The following is a 17060-nucleotide window of genomic DNA, read 5'->3' as shown; positions in this document are numbered from 1 at the left end:
TGGTAACTAAAATTTTTTGCTTTGCAAATGTGCTTTAATGTTGTCTGCAAAGCTTCCAACTTCTAGCGAAACTTGCTCACAAGAGTCAATAACATGTTTGCTTTCTTGAATTTTATCTTCTAGCAATTGGATAGACTCATTAATTTGAGTGATTCCACCTGTTTGCTCTTGGATTGCTGAAGAAATTTCATTCATAGACTGCGCAAGAAGATTAATGTTAGCTTCAATTTCTCCTAAGCTTTTTTGTGTGCTTTCTGCGAGTTTTCTTACTTCGTCTGCAACCACTGCAAAGCCTCTTCCATGTTCTCCAGCTCTTGCTGCTTCAATAGCGGCATTGAGTGCTAAAAGATTTGTTTGGTCTGCAATATCTTTAATCGTCCCTACAACTCCACGAATATTATTAGCTTGTTGTGTAATTTCTTCAGAGCGTGAAGCGGTATTTTGAATAGAATCTGTCATTGCAGAGATTGCTTGTGCAGATTGTTGCGCAGATAGAGATTGCGATTGTGAGCTTTCTTTAACTTGCGCGACAATATTTTGTAGGGATTTATAAGAAGTGTTGAGTTTGTCTGCGGTGGAGCTTTGTTCTTGTAGCATTTCTTGGATATAAGAGCCTAAATTGTTAATTCCGCTTAATGTTTGGTAAAACGCACCTTGCTTATTTTCTAGATTTGCTTTATATGTGAAATCATTTCCTTGAAAGACTTCTAGGATTTTTGTGATAGTCTCTAGGGATTCTTTAACAGCTAATATTGTGGAGTTTGTATGATTTTTTAGCATGTTAAGTTGTGCATTATTGGTTTCCTTTTCGTTGATGCTTGAGAAATTTCCATTCTGCATATTCTCTAAAACTACAATTGAGCTTTCCACACAGGCGCGTTCAAATTCCAAATTTTTCTTAGTGATTAAAATATTTTCATTGAGTGCTTTTGCAAGTGTTCCTAGCTCGTCGTTTGTTTTAATCTTACAAGGATTTATGGTCTGTGTTTTGCCATTTAAATAATCAAAAAATTCTAAAATGGAATTTTTAATAGGATTTACACCGCTTAGAAGCTTTGACATTGCAATATTAATTATGACGATTAAAAATACAGCAAAAATTAGCATTTTAATAATCAAAGAAGAAATCATAGCATTAATGGGTTGATAAAGGATATTTTTATCTTCTAGAAGACAGAATTTCCAGTTAGTTTGTGTGTTGATTTTGCAAACACCTAGCTTATCTCCTAGTGTAAAGAATCGGTTGGAATCTTTTTGTGCTATGAGAAATTTAGAGATTTCATTCTGTGTGAAAATCTCATTTTCATTGGGGGATACAACAATATTTTGCTGACTATCAACTGCGTATGCAATGGCAGTTTCTTTTTCAAAAAGCTTTTTAATGTAAGCATTAAGTGGTTTTAGGGCAATATCGCCACTGACAACACCATAAAATGTATTATCCATAAAAATTGGCGCACTAAAGCCAAAAACAGGAATCTTCTTACTAGCTTGCATCCATGCATCGCTTAGGATAATGTTTTGTTGTTTTTCCTTTGTTATGGAGAACCAGCTTCGTTTTCTAGGGTCATAGCCAGAGCTTGGATAGACATTGTTGCGATTACTTCTTAGCATTCTTCCTGTGGATTCCACTCCAAAATACATTAGGTTAAATCCACCCACAATTTCGCTTAATTCTAATTCATTTGTGATTCTCTCTTCATCATGCAGATGCTTAGTGATTTGCTTACTTAAACCATTAATAATTTGTTGTTTTTCTAGCAAATAGGAGTCTAAAACTAACAATGCGGAATCTATTTTGCCTTGATAGTCTCTATAGCTTATTTCAAGTTGGACTTCTTTGACATTTAAGTATTGCCAAACTCCAAAAATCGTAAATCCAACAATGCTTACTAAACTTACCACCAAAGTTACTTTTGTTTTTAAGGTCATCATTTTTCCTCATTAAAGAGTAAGTCCCCCGATTGTAGCATATAAATTAAAAAGATTAATACAAATCTTGCAGTTACGGATTTAAGGGTTAATATTTAAAATCTAAAACTTCTTAGAGGGTAACACAGAATTTTATTGCATATACGCTAGATTTAGATTCCATAAAGGAATCTAAATTATTTAAGCTTACCTTTAACGGTAATATCTACAATATTCCAGCTAATGCCTAAGTGTCCAGCTGCGACATCACTAAGAGCTTTTAAAGCTTTTGGTGTATTGGAGAATGCAGAGAGGTCTAATCTTCCTTGAGCTTGGAAGTCTTTATTGCCTAAGATTTCATAGTTTAGTGGCACGATTGTGCTTTGGCGGTTAATGGTAACTTTCGCACTGATTGCGCCTTTGTATTCACCCTCAATGACGTTAACAATTTCCACTTTAATATCGTTTTTGTTGTTCAATGTCCCAAAAAACGCATTAACAACATTGTCTGTGATAACTTGATTTTCTTCACCACCCATGTCAATATTTTTTGGAGAGAGGATCACGCTTGCGCCAATAAGTTGCTTAGCAAGCGTGGAATCGTCTTTTTTGAAATTAAATTTCGCTGTGCTAAATATACCTTTTGTTCCTGCCATTGTAGGAGTTTTATATCCTTCAAAGCCAATTTGAATACTTTTTTCATCTAGACCTGTTGCAAAAAGAGCACTTGATAAAATTAGAGAGCCGAATGCTGTAACTAGTAGCTTTTTCATTGTTTTCCTTTAAAATTGAAATGTTAAAAATTATAGCTAAGAAATGCAATAAAGTAAAGCAAATTAGGTGAAAAATTTAGCGAGTTAAACTCGCTAAATTTTAAGGTTTTTTAATGACAAAGCGAATTGTTGGTCCATCTTGTTCAACACAAAGCACTTCAAATCCACGATTTTTTGCATCATGTGGGATAGAATTAATACTTTGTGGGCAATCACAAAGAACTTCCAAAACTTCGCCACTTTGGAGTTTTGGAAGAACATCCATAGTTGCAATTGCTGGATAAGGGCAAGCCTCGCCTTGTAAATTTAGCGTGTAAGTGATTTCCATTAAAATCCTTTTTTTGCAAAGAAGTAGCGTTTAAAATATAGCACAAATAAAAGTGCGATTCCAAACAATAGGGCATTTACGCCTAAGCCGCCAAGCTGCCCAAAGGTGTCTAGTAAGTTGATTTTGACTCCAGATTTTATAGAATCTGGGAATAAATCGTAGCTAAGGGCTAAAATTGCTGTTCCGGCAAAATTTGCGATTCCAACAATGACAAAATGGATTTGTCCTTCAGCTGCCCTATAAGTCCAACCACATTCACAACCACCTGCAAATACGATTCCAAAACCAAATAAAAATGCTCCAAGCACCACGCCAAGACTAATTTCTATCATCTTTATTCCATGTCCTTGCAAAATGAATGCAAATGCAATAAGTGTTGCAATGAGCATTCCATAAATTGCTCCTTTTGTAGCAATATCACGTCCAAATAAAAACAAATCCCTAAAACATGAAGTGAAGCAAACTTGCCCTCTTGAAATAATAAAACCAAATGCAAAACCAAAGATTAAAGCAAGACTTAGAAGGGTGGATTTTGTTTTGACATCAAGTGTTGGGGAATCTAAAATTAGACTAACTAACCATACTAAAGAGAGAATAAAAATAATGCTGCCATAAAGGAAATGGCGACTTTTTCGTCCTTTATCTATGACGATTCCTAAACCATTTGGGCTGCAGGCTTTTAACATTTGTGCTTTTGGCTTGAAAAAGGGCATATTGCATACTTTGACACCAATAAAGATTCCAAGCACCATAAAAATAGCAAAAACCCAAGTGTGTAAGGAAAAATATGGAAGCCCTGTAAAGAAATTTGCTAAATTACAACCAAAGGCTAGTCTTGCGCCAAATCCTGATAGAATCCCACCAACAATTGCTTGAAAAATACGGATATTGCTTGCAGGCAAACGAAATTTTACTTTATTTGCCCAAAATGCTGCCACAAGAGAGCCTAAAAACATACCAATTAGCATAACGCCATCTGTGCGTGTGAGTGGCGTTCCATTTAAGTTCTGCTTTTGGTAATAAGAATATCCGCTTAAATCTGCGCCAAAAAGTTCCAAAAACTCTCCTCCCCAGCGCGTCATCTCTCCGGTTACAGCCCAAACACCACCAAAAACTCCAAAATACACTGCGGATAATACGCCAAGCATCATCATTGCACGTCCTGTATCCCAAAAATTCACAAGAAATTTTTGTTTCCATGAAGATAACATAACAAATACCTTTAAATTTAAATATTGAAAAATCACTGCAAGAATTTGAGAAAAACTAAGAAGAGAATTTTGCAAGTGCGCCTTAACCTAAGGCTAATTAGAGTGTGGAATTCTAATGCTGTTGCATTTAAAAATAGCTTAATTTTAAGTTAAGTCATAGAAAGTCAAGTGCTATATGATGAGGATTTTAAAAGTTTTTGGATAGTAAAAAGATTTTAAAACCTTGAAGTTTAAACTTCAAGGTTTTAAATTATAGATGCTTACCTAAAACTAAGGTTCTTGTGTCGCGTGCAATCATTAGTTCTTCGTTGGTTGGAATTACGCAGACTTTGACTTTGGAATCTTTTGTAGAGATAATACCTTCTTTGCCAACTGTATCTAGATTTGCTTGTTCATCTAGAGTGATTCCTAAGAATTGTAAATGTGAAACAATTTTTCCACGAATGAATTTCGCATTTTCTCCGACACCTGCACAAAATGCAATCGCATCTACTCCTGTTAGAGCTGCTGTGTAAGCACCTATGTATTTTGCTACGCGATAGGCAAAAACTTCTCTAGCAAAACGCGCTTTTAAGTCGCCTTGCTCATCAGCTGCTAATAAATCTCTAAAATCACTTGATAATCCAGAGATTCCAAGAACACCTGATTTTTTATTAAGAATATTTAATACTTCTTTAGTGCTTAGATTTTCTTTTTGTGCAATGTAATCAATAATGGCAGGATCTAAATCTCCACTTCTAGTCCCCATTACAAGTCCTTCAAGTGGCGTTAAACCCATACTTGTATCTACACTTTTTCCATTTTCAATCGCACAAATACTAGAGCCATTACCTAAATGGCAAGTGATGATTTTAGAGTTTTCAAGTGGAATCCCTAAAAATTCTGCAGTGCGCTTGGAAACATAACTATGGCTTGTGCCATGGAACCCATAACGACGAATTTTATATTTTTCGTAATATTCATTGGGAATTCCGTAGATATATGCACGTGGTGGCATTGTTTGGTGGAATGCAGTGTCAAAGACTGCAACCATAGGTTTATTAGGCATTAAGTGCTGACAAGCACGAATTCCAAGCAAATGCGCTGGGTTATGCAGTGGTGCTAAGTCTGCACATTCTTCAATATGTTTAATAACTTCATCATTGACTAATGCTGAATGTGTAAAATGTTCTCCGCCATGCACGATTCTATGCCCTGTCGCCTTGATTTCATCTAAAGATTTTAAGATTCCATCTTTTTGATTAACAAGTGCGTTTAGCACGAGTTTTACTGCTACTTCGTGGTCTGGCATATCCACATCTTGAGTGGTTTTTTCTCCACCTTTTGGTTTGTAGCTAAATTGCCCACCGGAGATGCCGATTCTATCACATAGCCCTGAAGCTAAGACTTCTTCTGTGTCTGTATTAATAAGTTGGTATTTAAGTGAAGAGCTTCCACAATTAATAACTAAAACATCCATTTTTTCTCCTTTAGTTTTGATGTGCTTGCAATGCGGTGATAGCAACTACGCCTACAATGTCATCACTGCTACAACCTCGTGACAAGTCATTTACTGCACCAGCAATACCTTGTGTGATTGGTCCATAAGCTTCTGCATTTGCTAGTCTTTGAACGAGTTTATAACCAATATTTCCTGCATCTAAATCTGGAAATACAAGCACATTTGCTCGCCCCGCAATTGCACTATTTGGGGCTTTAGATTTACCAACACTTGGCACAATTGCCGCATCAAGTTGGAACTCTCCATCAAGGGCAATATTTGGGGCTTGTGCTTTAGCAATTTGTGTGGCTTCAATTACTTTATCCACATCGGGATGTTTTGCGCTCCCTTTAGTAGAGTGTGAAAGCATTGCAACAACAGCTTCTTTGCCAACAAGAGATTCAAAACTCTTTGCAGAATCAATCGCAATAGAAGCTAGTTCTTGGGGATTTGGATTTTGAACCAAACCACTATCAGCAAAAATAAAGATTCCATTTTCTCCATAGTTACAATTTGGAACAACCATTAAGAAAAATGCGGATACGAGTTTGGAATCCGGTCTAGTTCCTAGAATCTGCAAAGATGCGCGTAAAACGTCAGCAGTAGAGTTTATCGCTCCTGCCACCATTCCATCGGCGACTTTGGATTTTACTAAAGCTACGCCAAAGTAGAGTGGATTCTCTAATAAAAGTGCACGCGCTGAAGACTCGCTTAATCCTTTGTGTCCGCGGAGTTTTACAAATAATTCTACATAGGAATCCAAAGCATCGCAACTTCTTGGGTTAATAAAAAGTGCCTCTTGCAAGTTAAGGTTTTTTTTTGTTGCACGCTGTTTTATATCTTTTTCATCGCCGATTAAAATAATCTTAGCAATTTTTTCTTTTAGCACAGTGTGCGCTGCCTCTAATGTGCGTAAATCCTCTGTTTCTGGAAGAACAATAGTTTTTGGATTCGCCCTTGCTTTGTCTTTAATGTTTTGAATGAAATCCATAGCTAACCTTTGTATTTAGATTTGTATTAATTGTAAGATTTTTTGTAGCAAGTAGCGTATAAAATGGTAAAAAAAATGTAAAAAAGTTTAAGAGTGTGTAAATTTTTCTCTTAGTATCTTTTTTCCAAACTCAACACCGGGTTGGTTATATGTATCAATTTGTAACAAAATCCCCACGCAAGAAGTGAGTAATTCATAATAAAATATGAGTGCACCGACACTTTGCTCATTAAGAGTGTCAAGTATAATGGAATCCACTGGCACATTTTGTAGCATAATGCTTTCTTTTGTTGAAGTGCATTGTAATTTGAGAAGTTGGTTAAAAGAAGTTTGATTTACAAAATCAGTCATTTCTAAGCCATCAAGACTAATATCTGGGATATATAGGGGCTTTTGAGAAAGGTTTTCTACGTTTAAAAAAGTCACAGTCTTATTTGCCGGTCCTTGCATAATTAACTGCAAGAAAGAATGTTGGTCAATGCTTCCAATAAGTGCAATAGGCGTTAATCCGCGCTTTTGTTGATAAGTATCAAGTTTGCCCAAAGATTCCCCCCAAAGTTGCACATACCAAGCATTAAAATGGCGAAACACGGTGCTGTAGGAAAATAGCACATTAATAGGGTATTTCGTTTCGTTTTTAGCCAGAAAAAGTGCTTTTTTTAGAATATCGTCCTCACGCTTTATAAAAAAGTTATTACTAATTTGCTTTGCACCTTGTAAGATGCCTTGAATATCATAGCCTAAAATTGCTAGAGGTAGTAAGCCAACAGCACTAAGAACAGAGAATCTTCCGCCTATGTTTGGAGAGATTGTGATGTTTTGAATTTGTTCTTTTTGACACCATTTGTGTAAAGGAGAGTTAGAATCGGTAATGGCTACTAAATGGTGCTTCCTATCACTCTTTAGTAAGCAAAAGCGTGCTAGAATGTATTTAAATAGTGATGTAGTTTCAATGGTAAGTCCAGATTTTGAAATCACAATAAAAAGTGTATCTTCGTATTTCACACGGCGTAGGTCTTTTTGTATTATAATAGGATCGGTATGTTCTAAAAAGTGCAGTTTGATTTTTTTGCGATTATTTTGATGTGAGAGTAAGGCATCAATAGCTTTTGCACCAAGTGAGCTTCCCCCGATTCCAACAACGATGATATTAGTAATGGAATCTAAAAATTTTGCATTGTGTTCTAAATAGTCAAAAATCTCTTGATTATCTTTAAAGGGCAGGTCGTAATAACCGCTTAATTGACTATTGCGTTCTACTAATACTTTTTGAAAAAATAAATCTAAGTTATCTTTCTCAAAAAGATTAGAATAATCTTGTGAAAATTCTTGAAAAGTATTTGATAAATAAAACATTAAATGCTTCGCCCTACATAGTTTGCCATATCTACTAGGCGCGTGGAATAACCCCATTCATTATCATACCACGCGACAACTTTACATTGATTGCCATTGACAACTACGGTGCAGTCTGGTACAAAAATACTGCTATAAGTGCTACCGATAAAATCTCCTGAAACACGTTTTTCGTTATCTATTAAAATTAAATCTTTAAAAGTTGTTTTGGAAGCTTCTTCAAAAGCCGCATTAATGGAATCCTTACTGATTTCTTTTTGTGTAATACAGGTTAAATCAACCATACTCACATCAGGTGTTGGGACGCGAATTGAAAAGCCGTTGAGTTTGCCTTTGAGTTCTGGCATTACAAGTCCAATGGCTTTTGCGGCACCTGTTGAGGTTGGAATCATATTTAACGCTGCTGCTCTTGCGCGACGTAGGTCTTTGTGCTTGGAATCTAGTAAATTTTGGTCATTTGTGTAGCTATGAATGGTTGTCATTAAGCCACTTTGGATAACAAAATTATCATGCAAGATTTTTGTGATAGGTGCTAGGGCGTTTGTGGTGCAACTTGCATTAGAAATTACTGCCTCACCCTTGTAAGCATTGTGATTGACGCCATAAACAAAAGTTGGCGTATCTGTTGCAGGGGCAGAGATTACGACGCGCTTAATTCCACCATAGAGGTGCGCATTTGCTTTGTTAATGTCGTTAAAAGCACCAGTGCATTCAATAACGAGTTCTGCGCCGTGGTTGCCAAAATTTGTTTCTTCAATGTTGCGTGTGCTAATAATTTGAATATTATCTTGTTTTCCGATTCGAATTGTGGTCTCACTTAGTTTTTCAATGTCGCTGTTTTTTTGCACGGAATCATAACGTAATAGATGCACAAGCGTATCAATAGGCATTGTTGTGTTAATTGCTACAAGTTCTAAATCTGTGCGTTCTCCCAAGATTTTACTCACGCACAAACCAATACGTCCTGTTCCATTCACGGCAACTTTTAATGCCATCTTTTCTCCTTGATTGCTAATATTTAAGTGTGAATATTATATTGAAAATTCCTTAATAAGTCTATTATAAGGTTCTAGTTGAAATATTTGTAAAAAAAATAAAAATACAATAAATTTAGGGATTTTTTCGTCTAAAAGTCTTGAAAATCCCAAATAGTATGCTAAAATAGCGCGTTTTTAAACTAAATCCAAATTGGAGGTTCAAAATGAATAAATCAGAGTTTGTTGACTTAGTAAAGCAAGTCGGAGAATTTGAAACAAAAAAAGAAGCCGAGAAGGCAATTAGTGCTTTTACATTGGCTGTTGAAAAAGCACTTGCCAAAAAAGAGAGCATTGAGCTTGTAGGTTTTGGTAAATTTGAAGCAGTTCTTCAAAAAGGTAAAGAAGGAACAGTTCCTGGAACAACTAAAAAATACAAAACTCAAGACAAATTTGTTCCAAAGTTTAAAGCTGGAAAAGGTCTTAAGGACGCGGTTGCTGTTGCTAAAAAAGGCAAAAAATAATCCTCTCTTTTTGCCTCTTTTGAGGCGCTATCATATGTAACTCTTGTTATTGTCCTCGTAGCTCAGTTGGATAGAGCACACGATTCCTAATCGTGAGGTCATGCGTTCAAATCGCGTCGGGGATACCACTTTGAATTTAAAGCTTTAGAAACTCAAGTTTAAGTTAGGTTTTTCTAGGTAGAATACACGGAAAATTTGGATAAAATATAAAAATATAGAATCCAAAATCTTTTAATTTATGAAAAGGACAAATGATGGATAAAATCAGTGCATTGCTTTTAAGTGTGGCTTTGATTGTGAGTAGTATTGTGTTAGGTTTTAGCGCAGATAAGGTAATGAAAGGTTTTAAGGCTGGGGAGCGTAGCGTTATTGTGAAAGGTTTAAGCGAAAAGGAAGTGCAAGCAGATGTGATGATATTGCCGATTAAATTTACGCGCGCTAGTAATGATTTGAATGTATTGTATAAGGATTTAGAAAACGATGCGCAAAGAGTTTTTGCATTTTTAGAACAAATTGGTTTAAACAAAAAGGATATTACTTTTACACCGCCTATTGTTAATGATAAGCTTGGGGATTTGTATGGCAGTGGTCAGAATGTAACTTATCGTTATGCTGGAGTGGGAAGTGTTTTACTTTATACAAAAGATGTTGTGCTTGGCAGAAAGGCACTAGAAGAAATTGCGAAGCTTGGAATGGATGGTCTTGTCATTAAGATTGATGATTATGATGTGGAGTATGTTTATACAGAACTAAATGTTATTAAGCCGCAAATGATTGAAGAAGCAACGCTTAATGCAAGGGAAGCAGCAATGAAATTCGCTAAAGATTCAGAGAGTCAGCTTGGTAAGATAAAAAAGGCAACACAAGGGCAGTTTAGTATCTCTAATCGCGATAAAAATACACCTTATATTAAAAATGTACGTGTTGTCTCCACGGTGGAATATTATTTGGAGGATTAAGAGTTAGAATCTAAAAAGTAGGCATAAATACTAACCTTGATATAAAACTTGTTTTCTTAGAGTGGATAGAATCCGATATATTTGTTTTATATGGAGATTTTGGAAGAGTTGCTGAAGTAGTTTTATTTTTTAGAAACTAGGGGATAAAAATCTTAAATTTATTAAATTTTAGCTTGAAATTTGCAATAATTGCCAAATTTTTTAGTAAGGGCGTGTATGATAATTAAAGGAGCAATGGTTTGTGATGCAAATGGAGAGCAAAGAGGCGATGTACGTATTAAAGAGGGCAAGATTACACAAGTTGGTAGAAGTATTTTGCCACAAGATAATGAAGAGATTTTAGATGCGGAAAATCTCGTTTTATTGCCTGGCGCAATTGATTTAAATACGCGCGTTAGCGATGGAATCTTAAGCAAGGAGAATTTGCTAAAACTCTCACATAAGGCTGCTATGGGTGGAATTACACAAGCACTTTTACTTCCAGATTGCAAACCAACTCTAAGCAGTGAGCTTGGCTTAGAACTTTTAAATGCCATTAAAGAAGAGTTAAGAGCAGAGATTATAGGAATTGCTGAAGCTGTTAATGTGGAATCTAAAAAGCTAAATGAGCTTGCTTTGCTTTATAAAAAGGGCGCAAAAGGGATTTTTGCTAAATCCAACACGGATGGTAATCTACTAAGGCGTGCGTGTGAGTTTGCGGAAATGTTTGATGTGCCAATGTTTTTTGCGTGTGAAGATGAGTCACTAAGCGCAAATGGCGCAATGAATGATGGTGAGCTGTCATCGTTGTTAGGATTGCCAGCAATTCCAACATTAAGTGAAACAAAAGAAGTTGCACAAATGAGCGAGATGGCTCGTTTTATGGGAGTTAAATCAGTATTTTTAGCAATTGCCTCCCAACGTAGTGTAGAGATTATCCAACAACTTAAAAACACGTTAAGCAAGAAGAGAGACCAAAAGGTTCAATTACATCTGCAAACTTCTATCCACCATTTGCTACTTACAGAAAATCTTTGTAGGAATTACAATACAGCTGCTAAAATTAAGCCCCCTCTAAAGTCGGAATCCACACGTAAGCAGTTAGTTGAAAGCTTGAAAAAAGGTGATATTGCATTGCTTACTTCGTTGCAGTCTGAAAAATCTCTTACCCAAAAAGACTTAGCATTTGAGGAAGCAGCATTTGGTGTGGATATGATTGCTAATTTTATGGGGCTTTGTTATACGCTTTTGGTTAAAACAGAGCATTTGACACTGAGTGAGTTTAGTAGAATCTTAAGCTTTAATCCTGCAAATGTGCTAGGTTTTACACAAAAGGGATTGATTGCGCAGGGCTATGATGCGGATTTGGTTCTTTTTGACCCAAAAGCAACAAGTGCAGTAGATGATACGGAATCTCCTTATTATGATTCCATTATTCATGGGCAGGTTAAGCGTGTGTTTGTAGGCGGTAAAGAGATTATATTTTAGAAATAAGGAATTAAATATGGAAGAAAAATTTTTGCTAATTTGGGATAAATTTATTTTTTGGTTTTTTGATTTTTTACCAAATATTGTGAGCGCTTTCTTTATTCTTGTTATTGGTTATTATATTGCTAGAGCCTTTTCAAAATATGTTGCAAAGCTTATTGCCAAGGCAACAAAAGATGAAACGTTAAGCGGATTTTTAAAAAATGTGGTGTTTGCAGGGGTATTGGTGTTAGTAGTTATTACAGCACTTACAAATCTTGGAGTAAAAACAACTTCTATTATTGCAGTATTAGGGACAGCCGGTTTAGCAATTGGTTTATCGCTTAAAGATTCCTTGTCAAATTTAGCAAGTGGAATCTTAATTGTCGTGTTAAAGCATTTCAGAAAAGGAGATGTTGTTACGCTTAATTCTATTACAGGTAGAGTTCAGGAAGTCAATTTATTTCAAACAAAAATTACAACTTTGGACAATCAACTTGTAATTTTGCCAAATTCTATGGTTGTTTCTGCGCCGATTATCAATGTTAATGCAAATCCAACACGTCGCTTAGATTTAATCTTTAGCGTATCTTATACAAGTGATTTAGATAAGGCAAAACGTATTTTAGAAGAGATTTTTGATGCGGAAGAAATCGTATTAAAAGATCCTAAACCTCTTATTGGGGTTGATGTATTAAATGCAAGTAGTGTAGATTTTATGGCGCGTTTTTGGGTGCATAGTGGAGAAGTGCTTAGTGCTAAACTTGATTTACTTCAGAAAGTCAAAATGCGCTTTGATGCAGAGGGCATTGAGATTCCCTATAATAAGCTTGATATTAATTTAAATACACCACTTAATGCTGCTGCAACAGAGAATAAATAATGCAAATTATTGGTGCAGATTTTGTCGTATTGTGTGATGAAAAGTTTAGTGTTATTAAAAAGGGTGGAATCTGTTTTGATACGCGAGGAATCTTAGAGATTGGCGATTATGTAGAATTGTGTGCTAAATATGCAGAATCTAAAAATGAGTATTTTGCTTCTTGCGCGATAACACCTGCTCTAGCAAATATGCATTTGCATTTAGAGTTTAGTAAAAACGTTGGAATTTTGCACTTTGGGGATTTTGGAGATTGGTTAGATAGTGTTTTATTAGAACGTGAGCATTTGATGGGGGAGGACTTGCAAACTGCAATGCAAGATGGAATCTTAGAATGCTTAAAAAGCGGAGTGGGCTTTGTAGGAGCGATTTCTAGTTATGGTGCAGATTTAGAGATTTTAGCAAATTCTCCTTTGCGCGTGATGTATTTTAATGAAGCCATTGGTTCTAACATAGAAGCATTGGATGTTTTGTATCAAAATTTCTTAGTGCGACTTAATGATTCTAAAGCAAAAAAAAGCACACACTTTATCCCTGCAATTGCGGTGCATTCGCCATATTCTGTGCATCCAAAACTACTAGAAAAAGTTTTAGAAGTGGCAAAAAAAGAGAATTTACCAGTGAGTGCGCATTTTTTGGAATCTAAAGCAGAGAGAGAGTGGCTAGAATCAAGTAGTGGCTATTTTCAAGGTTTTTATGAGAGATTTTTTAAAAAAACAATGTGTTCTTTTTATAGCACAGAGAGTTTTTTGGAAGCATTTAGTGGTTTGAAAAATGTGTATTTTACGCATTGTTTGGAGGCAAATGACAAGATTTTAGCAAAAATTAAGGAGCAAAAGGCAAGGATTATCACTTGTCCAAAATCTAATCGTTTGCTTAATAATAAATTTCTTGATTTAAGCACGTTAGATGGGATTCTACTCTGTCTTGGCACAGATGGCAAAAGTTCTAATGACTCACTCTCTTTGCTTGATGAATTAAGAATTGCACTTTTTGCTTATGCAAATAGACCTTTAGAAACGTTAGCAAGAGAATTGCTGCTAAGTGTAACACGCAATGTATTTTTGGATTCTGTATTGCCATTAGGCGAGTTAAAGGTTGGGAATTTTTCAGATTTTGCAGTGTTTAAATTACCACAGAGCAAGGAATTTTTGGCACAAAATTTGATTTTGTATGCAAAAGAAGCGCACAAATTGTATATTGCAGGAGAGGAAGTGTTAGGTTTGGCATTGCAAAAAGCATTAGAAAAAAGGTTAGAATCTAAAGCGGAGAAATTGGAAAATTCTAAGCAAAGGGGAGAATATGGAAAAATTAGCAATTTTTAGAGAGTATGACATTCGTGGAATCTACGGACAGGATTTAGTTCGGGAAAATGTCGTGCGTATAGGCTATCTAGTAGGACAGGAGTTGCACAAGCGCGGTGGGGAGACTTTAGGGGTTGGCTTTGATGCACGTGTGCATTCGTATGAGATTTTTGGGTGGTTTTGTGATGGTGTGTTGGCTAGTGGCGTTACGCCTTATAATTTAGGGGAGATTCCAACACCTGTTGGCTATTTTGCTTTATACTGCGACTTTAAAGACAACTTAAATTTAGATGGAAGCGTGATGATTACAGGTTCGCATAATCCACCAGAATATAATGGTTTTAAGATTACGCTTTTAAAAGAGCCTTTTTTTGGGGAAGAGATTTATGCTCTTCAGAGAGATTTTTATGCGCTTGATTTTGATTTTGTCGCTCAAAAGATTCCATCTAAATCTAAAGTTAAGGCATTAAATGTGTTAGATTTGTATGTGGAGTATATGTGTAAAGAATTTGCACACTTAAAGGATTTTAAGATTCCAATTAGCATTGATTGTGGCAATGGAGTTGCAGGAGTTAGCATTACTAAGATTTTGGATAAATTAGGAATTTCTTATGAGGGGCTGTTTTTAGAGCCAGATGGAAATTTTCCAAACCATCATCCCGATCCTAGTGAAGAAGATAATCTTAGTTTTTTGCATAAGAGTGTCCAACAAATTGGTGGAATCGGATTTGCCTTTGATGGCGATGGCGATAGGCTTGCGGTGGTGAAATATACGCCAAAGGGCAATAAGGTTTATAAAGGCGATGAGTTAGCAATTATTTTTGCCCAAAAGATTCCAAAACCGGTGGTTATTGGTGAGGTGAAGTGCTCTTTAAATATGTATGAGAGTATTGATAAAATTGGCACCGCAATAATGTATAAAACTGGGCATAGTAATCTTAAGGTAAAACTTAAAAAAACTAATGCACACATGGCGTTTGAGGTGAGTGGGCATATTTTCTTTAACGACCGCTACTTTGGATTTGATGATGCCACTTATGCGGCATTGCGTGTGCTTGAGCTTCTAAATTCTGAAGGGTTAGAGTTTGATAAAGTGCTAGAGGAATTACCAAAGCTTTATTCTACTGATGAAATTAAGATTGAAACTACAGAAGAAGCGAAGTTTATTATTGTTGAGCGTCTAAAAAAAATGCTAGAGAATCCTAACGCATTGCCTATAAATTTTCCAAAAATTATGGAAATTATCACCATTGATGGTGTGCGCGTGATTTTTGAAAAGGGCTGGGGGTTAATCCGTGCAAGCAATACAACACCAGCACTTGTAACGCGCTTTGAAGCTAAAAGTGAAGAGGCGTGTAAGACATACCAAAAAGCCTTGCTAGAGTTATTAGAGCAAATAAAGGAGTGCAATGGAGACAATTAGCCTACAATCTCCCTATGATATGCATCTTCATCTACGTGATACGCCACTTTTAGAGAGTGTTGCAAAATATACTGCGCAATATTTTAGTGGTGCGCTTGTGATGCCAAACCTAAATCCTCCAATTGATAGTGTAGAACTAGCACTTAGCTATAAAGATAGAATCCAAAATGCATGTGGAGATTATAATTTTATGCCTCTAATGTCGCTGTATCTCACAGAGGGTCTTGATAGAAGTGTTTTACAAAGGGCAAAGGAAGTTGGAATTAGGTTTGTAAAGCTCTATCCAAAAGGAGCAACAACAGGCAGTCAAAGCGGTGTTAGTGAAGTTTTAGATAATAAGATTTTGCAAATTTTAGAATACATACAAGAACTTGGGCTAATTTTGAGCATTCATGGTGAGAGCAATGGATTCTCTTTAGAGAGAGAGGCAGAGTTTCATTCAGTATTTACAGAGCTTGCAGAATCCTTTCCACGTCTAAAGATAATTTTTGAGCATTTAAGCGACCACAGATCCATTGCACTTGTGGAGAAATATTCTAATCTTTTTGCAACACTTACTTTGCACCACATTACTTTAAGTTTAGACGATGTTATTGGCGGTGGACTAAATCCACATTGCTTTTGCAAACCCATTCTTAAAACCCCAAAAGATCGTGATGCGCTGCTTCAAGTCGCACTTAGTGCGCATTCTAAATTTTCTTTTGGGAGTGATTCTGCACCACATTTGAAAGAGAATAAAGAAAATGGCAAAGGAGCGGCTGGAATCTTTAGTGCGCCTTTAGTGCTTCTTGGACTTGCAGAGTTGTTTGAGAAACATAAGAGATTAGAGAATCTTCAAAGTTTTATAAGTGATAATGCTCAACATATTTATAGCTTACCAAAGAGTGCAAAAGTTATAAACCTTGAAAAAAAACCCACACAGATTCCACGAGAGTTTGATGGAATCGTGCCACTTTTTTCAGGAAGGGAACTTTCTTGGAGTTATACGTAATGCCAAAAATTGCTATTTATCCCGGCACCTTTGATCCTATTACAAATGGGCATTTAGATATTATTGAACGTGCATGTAAGCTTTTTGATGGATTAATCATTGCTGTGGCAAAATCTAGCGGTAAAAATCCCCTTTTTAGTTTGGAAGAACGTGCTAGAATGGTAAATCTAGCGATTATGGAATCACAAAATATTGCTTCAAAAATTTGTGTGCATCCTTTTGAGAATCTTATTGCAGAATTTGCTAAAGAGCAGGGTGCAAAGATTCTTGTGCGAGGGCTTAGGGCGGTAAGTGATTTTGAATACGAATTGCAAATGGGGTATGCAAATGCTTCGTTAAATAGGGAGCTAGAGACGATATATTTAATGCCTTCTTTGCAAAATGCGTTTATTAGTTCTACGGTTGTGCGCTCAATTCTTACGCACAGCGGAGAGGTTGCACACCTTGTGCCAAAGAGTGTGAAAGACTATATGATGAGTTTGGATAAGAGATTTTAATACAAAATAGGG

General features: G+C 36.0%; 16 protein-coding genes and 1 tRNA gene. 9 read left to right on the top strand and 8 right to left on the bottom strand.

The annotated features are described in order from the left end of the window. Window positions 1–6: 6 nt before the first annotated feature. The 8 genes from K4G57_RS04900 to gap form a co-directional block, all read right to left on the bottom strand. A complete protein-coding gene (locus K4G57_RS04900) occupies window positions 7–1932 on the bottom strand; it encodes a methyl-accepting chemotaxis protein (protein ID WP_221531995.1) in 1926 nt (641 codons plus the stop codon). Between the two features lie 176 nt (window positions 1933–2108). Further along, on the bottom strand, window positions 2109–2684 hold the full coding sequence (locus tag K4G57_RS04895) for a hypothetical protein (protein ID WP_221531996.1): 576 nt from the start codon (window positions 2682–2684) through the stop codon (window positions 2109–2111). A 100-nt stretch (window positions 2685–2784) separates the two neighbouring features. Beyond that, window positions 2785–3012 carry a sulfurtransferase-like selenium metabolism protein YedF gene (gene yedF, locus K4G57_RS04890; protein WP_221531997.1) on the bottom strand — a complete coding sequence of 76 codons (228 nt, stop codon included), beginning with the start codon at window positions 3010–3012 and terminating at the stop codon, window positions 2785–2787. Then, entirely contained in the window at window positions 3012–4223 is a 1212-nt protein-coding gene (gene yedE / locus K4G57_RS04885; RefSeq protein ID WP_221531998.1) for a selenium metabolism membrane protein YedE/FdhT, read from the bottom strand. Before yedE ends, yedF begins: the two co-directional genes overlap by 1 nt. 250 nt (window positions 4224–4473) lie before the next feature. Further along, complete coding sequence (locus tag K4G57_RS04880; RefSeq protein ID WP_221531999.1) at window positions 4474–5682, bottom strand: acetate/propionate family kinase; 1209 nt, start codon at window positions 5680–5682, stop codon at window positions 4474–4476. A 10-nt stretch (window positions 5683–5692) separates the two neighbouring features. Then, a complete protein-coding gene (pta, locus tag K4G57_RS04875) occupies window positions 5693–6694 on the bottom strand; it encodes a phosphate acetyltransferase (protein ID WP_221532000.1) in 1002 nt (333 codons plus the stop codon). 87 nt (window positions 6695–6781) lie between these two features. Further along, entirely contained in the window at window positions 6782–8050 is a 1269-nt protein-coding gene (locus tag K4G57_RS04870; protein ID WP_221532001.1) for a glucose-6-phosphate isomerase, read from the bottom strand. Continuing rightward, the gene (gap, locus tag K4G57_RS04865; protein WP_221532002.1) at window positions 8050–9045 is read right to left on the bottom strand and encodes a type I glyceraldehyde-3-phosphate dehydrogenase; all 996 of its coding nucleotides are present in this window, start codon (window positions 9043–9045) and stop codon (window positions 8050–8052) included. The genes K4G57_RS04870 and gap overlap by 1 nt, the downstream gene beginning before the upstream one ends. Window positions 9046–9251: 206 nt before the next feature. On the opposite strand from gap, the gene K4G57_RS04860 reads away from it, so the two are divergent. The 9 genes from K4G57_RS04860 (at window position 9252) to coaD (ending at window position 17048) form a co-directional block, all read left to right on the top strand. Further along, the gene (locus K4G57_RS04860) at window positions 9252–9548 is read left to right on the top strand and encodes an HU family DNA-binding protein (RefSeq protein WP_221532003.1); all 297 of its coding nucleotides are present in this window, start codon (window positions 9252–9254) and stop codon (window positions 9546–9548) included. Window positions 9549–9599: 51 nt separating this feature from the next. Continuing rightward, window positions 9600–9676, top strand: a tRNA-Arg gene (locus K4G57_RS04855). Between the two features lie 126 nt (window positions 9677–9802). Next, window positions 9803–10507 carry an SIMPL domain-containing protein gene (locus K4G57_RS04850; RefSeq protein WP_221532004.1) on the top strand — a complete coding sequence of 235 codons (705 nt, stop codon included), beginning with the start codon at window positions 9803–9805 and terminating at the stop codon, window positions 10505–10507. A 216-nt stretch (window positions 10508–10723) separates the two neighbouring features. After that, a complete protein-coding gene (locus tag K4G57_RS04845) occupies window positions 10724–11974 on the top strand; it encodes an amidohydrolase family protein (RefSeq protein WP_221532005.1) in 1251 nt (416 codons plus the stop codon). 16 nt (window positions 11975–11990) lie between these two features. Further along, a complete protein-coding gene (locus tag K4G57_RS04840; RefSeq protein ID WP_221532006.1) occupies window positions 11991–12836 on the top strand; it encodes a mechanosensitive ion channel family protein in 846 nt (281 codons plus the stop codon). After that, entirely contained in the window at window positions 12836–14158 is a 1323-nt protein-coding gene (gene mqnF / locus K4G57_RS04835) for an aminofutalosine deaminase family hydrolase (protein ID WP_221532007.1), read from the top strand. The genes K4G57_RS04840 and mqnF overlap by 1 nt, the downstream gene beginning before the upstream one ends. Beyond that, the gene (locus K4G57_RS04830) at window positions 14136–15560 is read left to right on the top strand and encodes a phosphomannomutase/phosphoglucomutase (RefSeq protein WP_221532008.1); all 1425 of its coding nucleotides are present in this window, start codon (window positions 14136–14138) and stop codon (window positions 15558–15560) included. The genes mqnF and K4G57_RS04830 overlap by 23 nt, the downstream gene beginning before the upstream one ends. Beyond that, window positions 15547–16551 (top strand): dihydroorotase, encoded by a 1005-nt coding sequence (gene pyrC / locus K4G57_RS04825; RefSeq protein ID WP_221532009.1) that lies wholly within the window; start codon window positions 15547–15549, stop codon window positions 16549–16551. The genes K4G57_RS04830 and pyrC overlap by 14 nt, the downstream gene beginning before the upstream one ends. After that, on the top strand, window positions 16551–17048 hold the full coding sequence (coaD, locus tag K4G57_RS04820) for a pantetheine-phosphate adenylyltransferase (protein ID WP_221532096.1): 498 nt from the start codon (window positions 16551–16553) through the stop codon (window positions 17046–17048). The genes pyrC and coaD overlap by 1 nt, the downstream gene beginning before the upstream one ends. Window positions 17049–17060: the final 12 nt, after the last annotated feature.

The organism is Helicobacter turcicus (genome assembly GCF_019711685.1).
GTDB lineage: Bacteria > Campylobacterota > Campylobacteria > Campylobacterales > Helicobacteraceae > Helicobacter_D > Helicobacter_D turcicus.
Note: the sequence above shows the minus strand (reverse complement) of the source record. Positions and strands in the feature narration are given on the sequence as shown.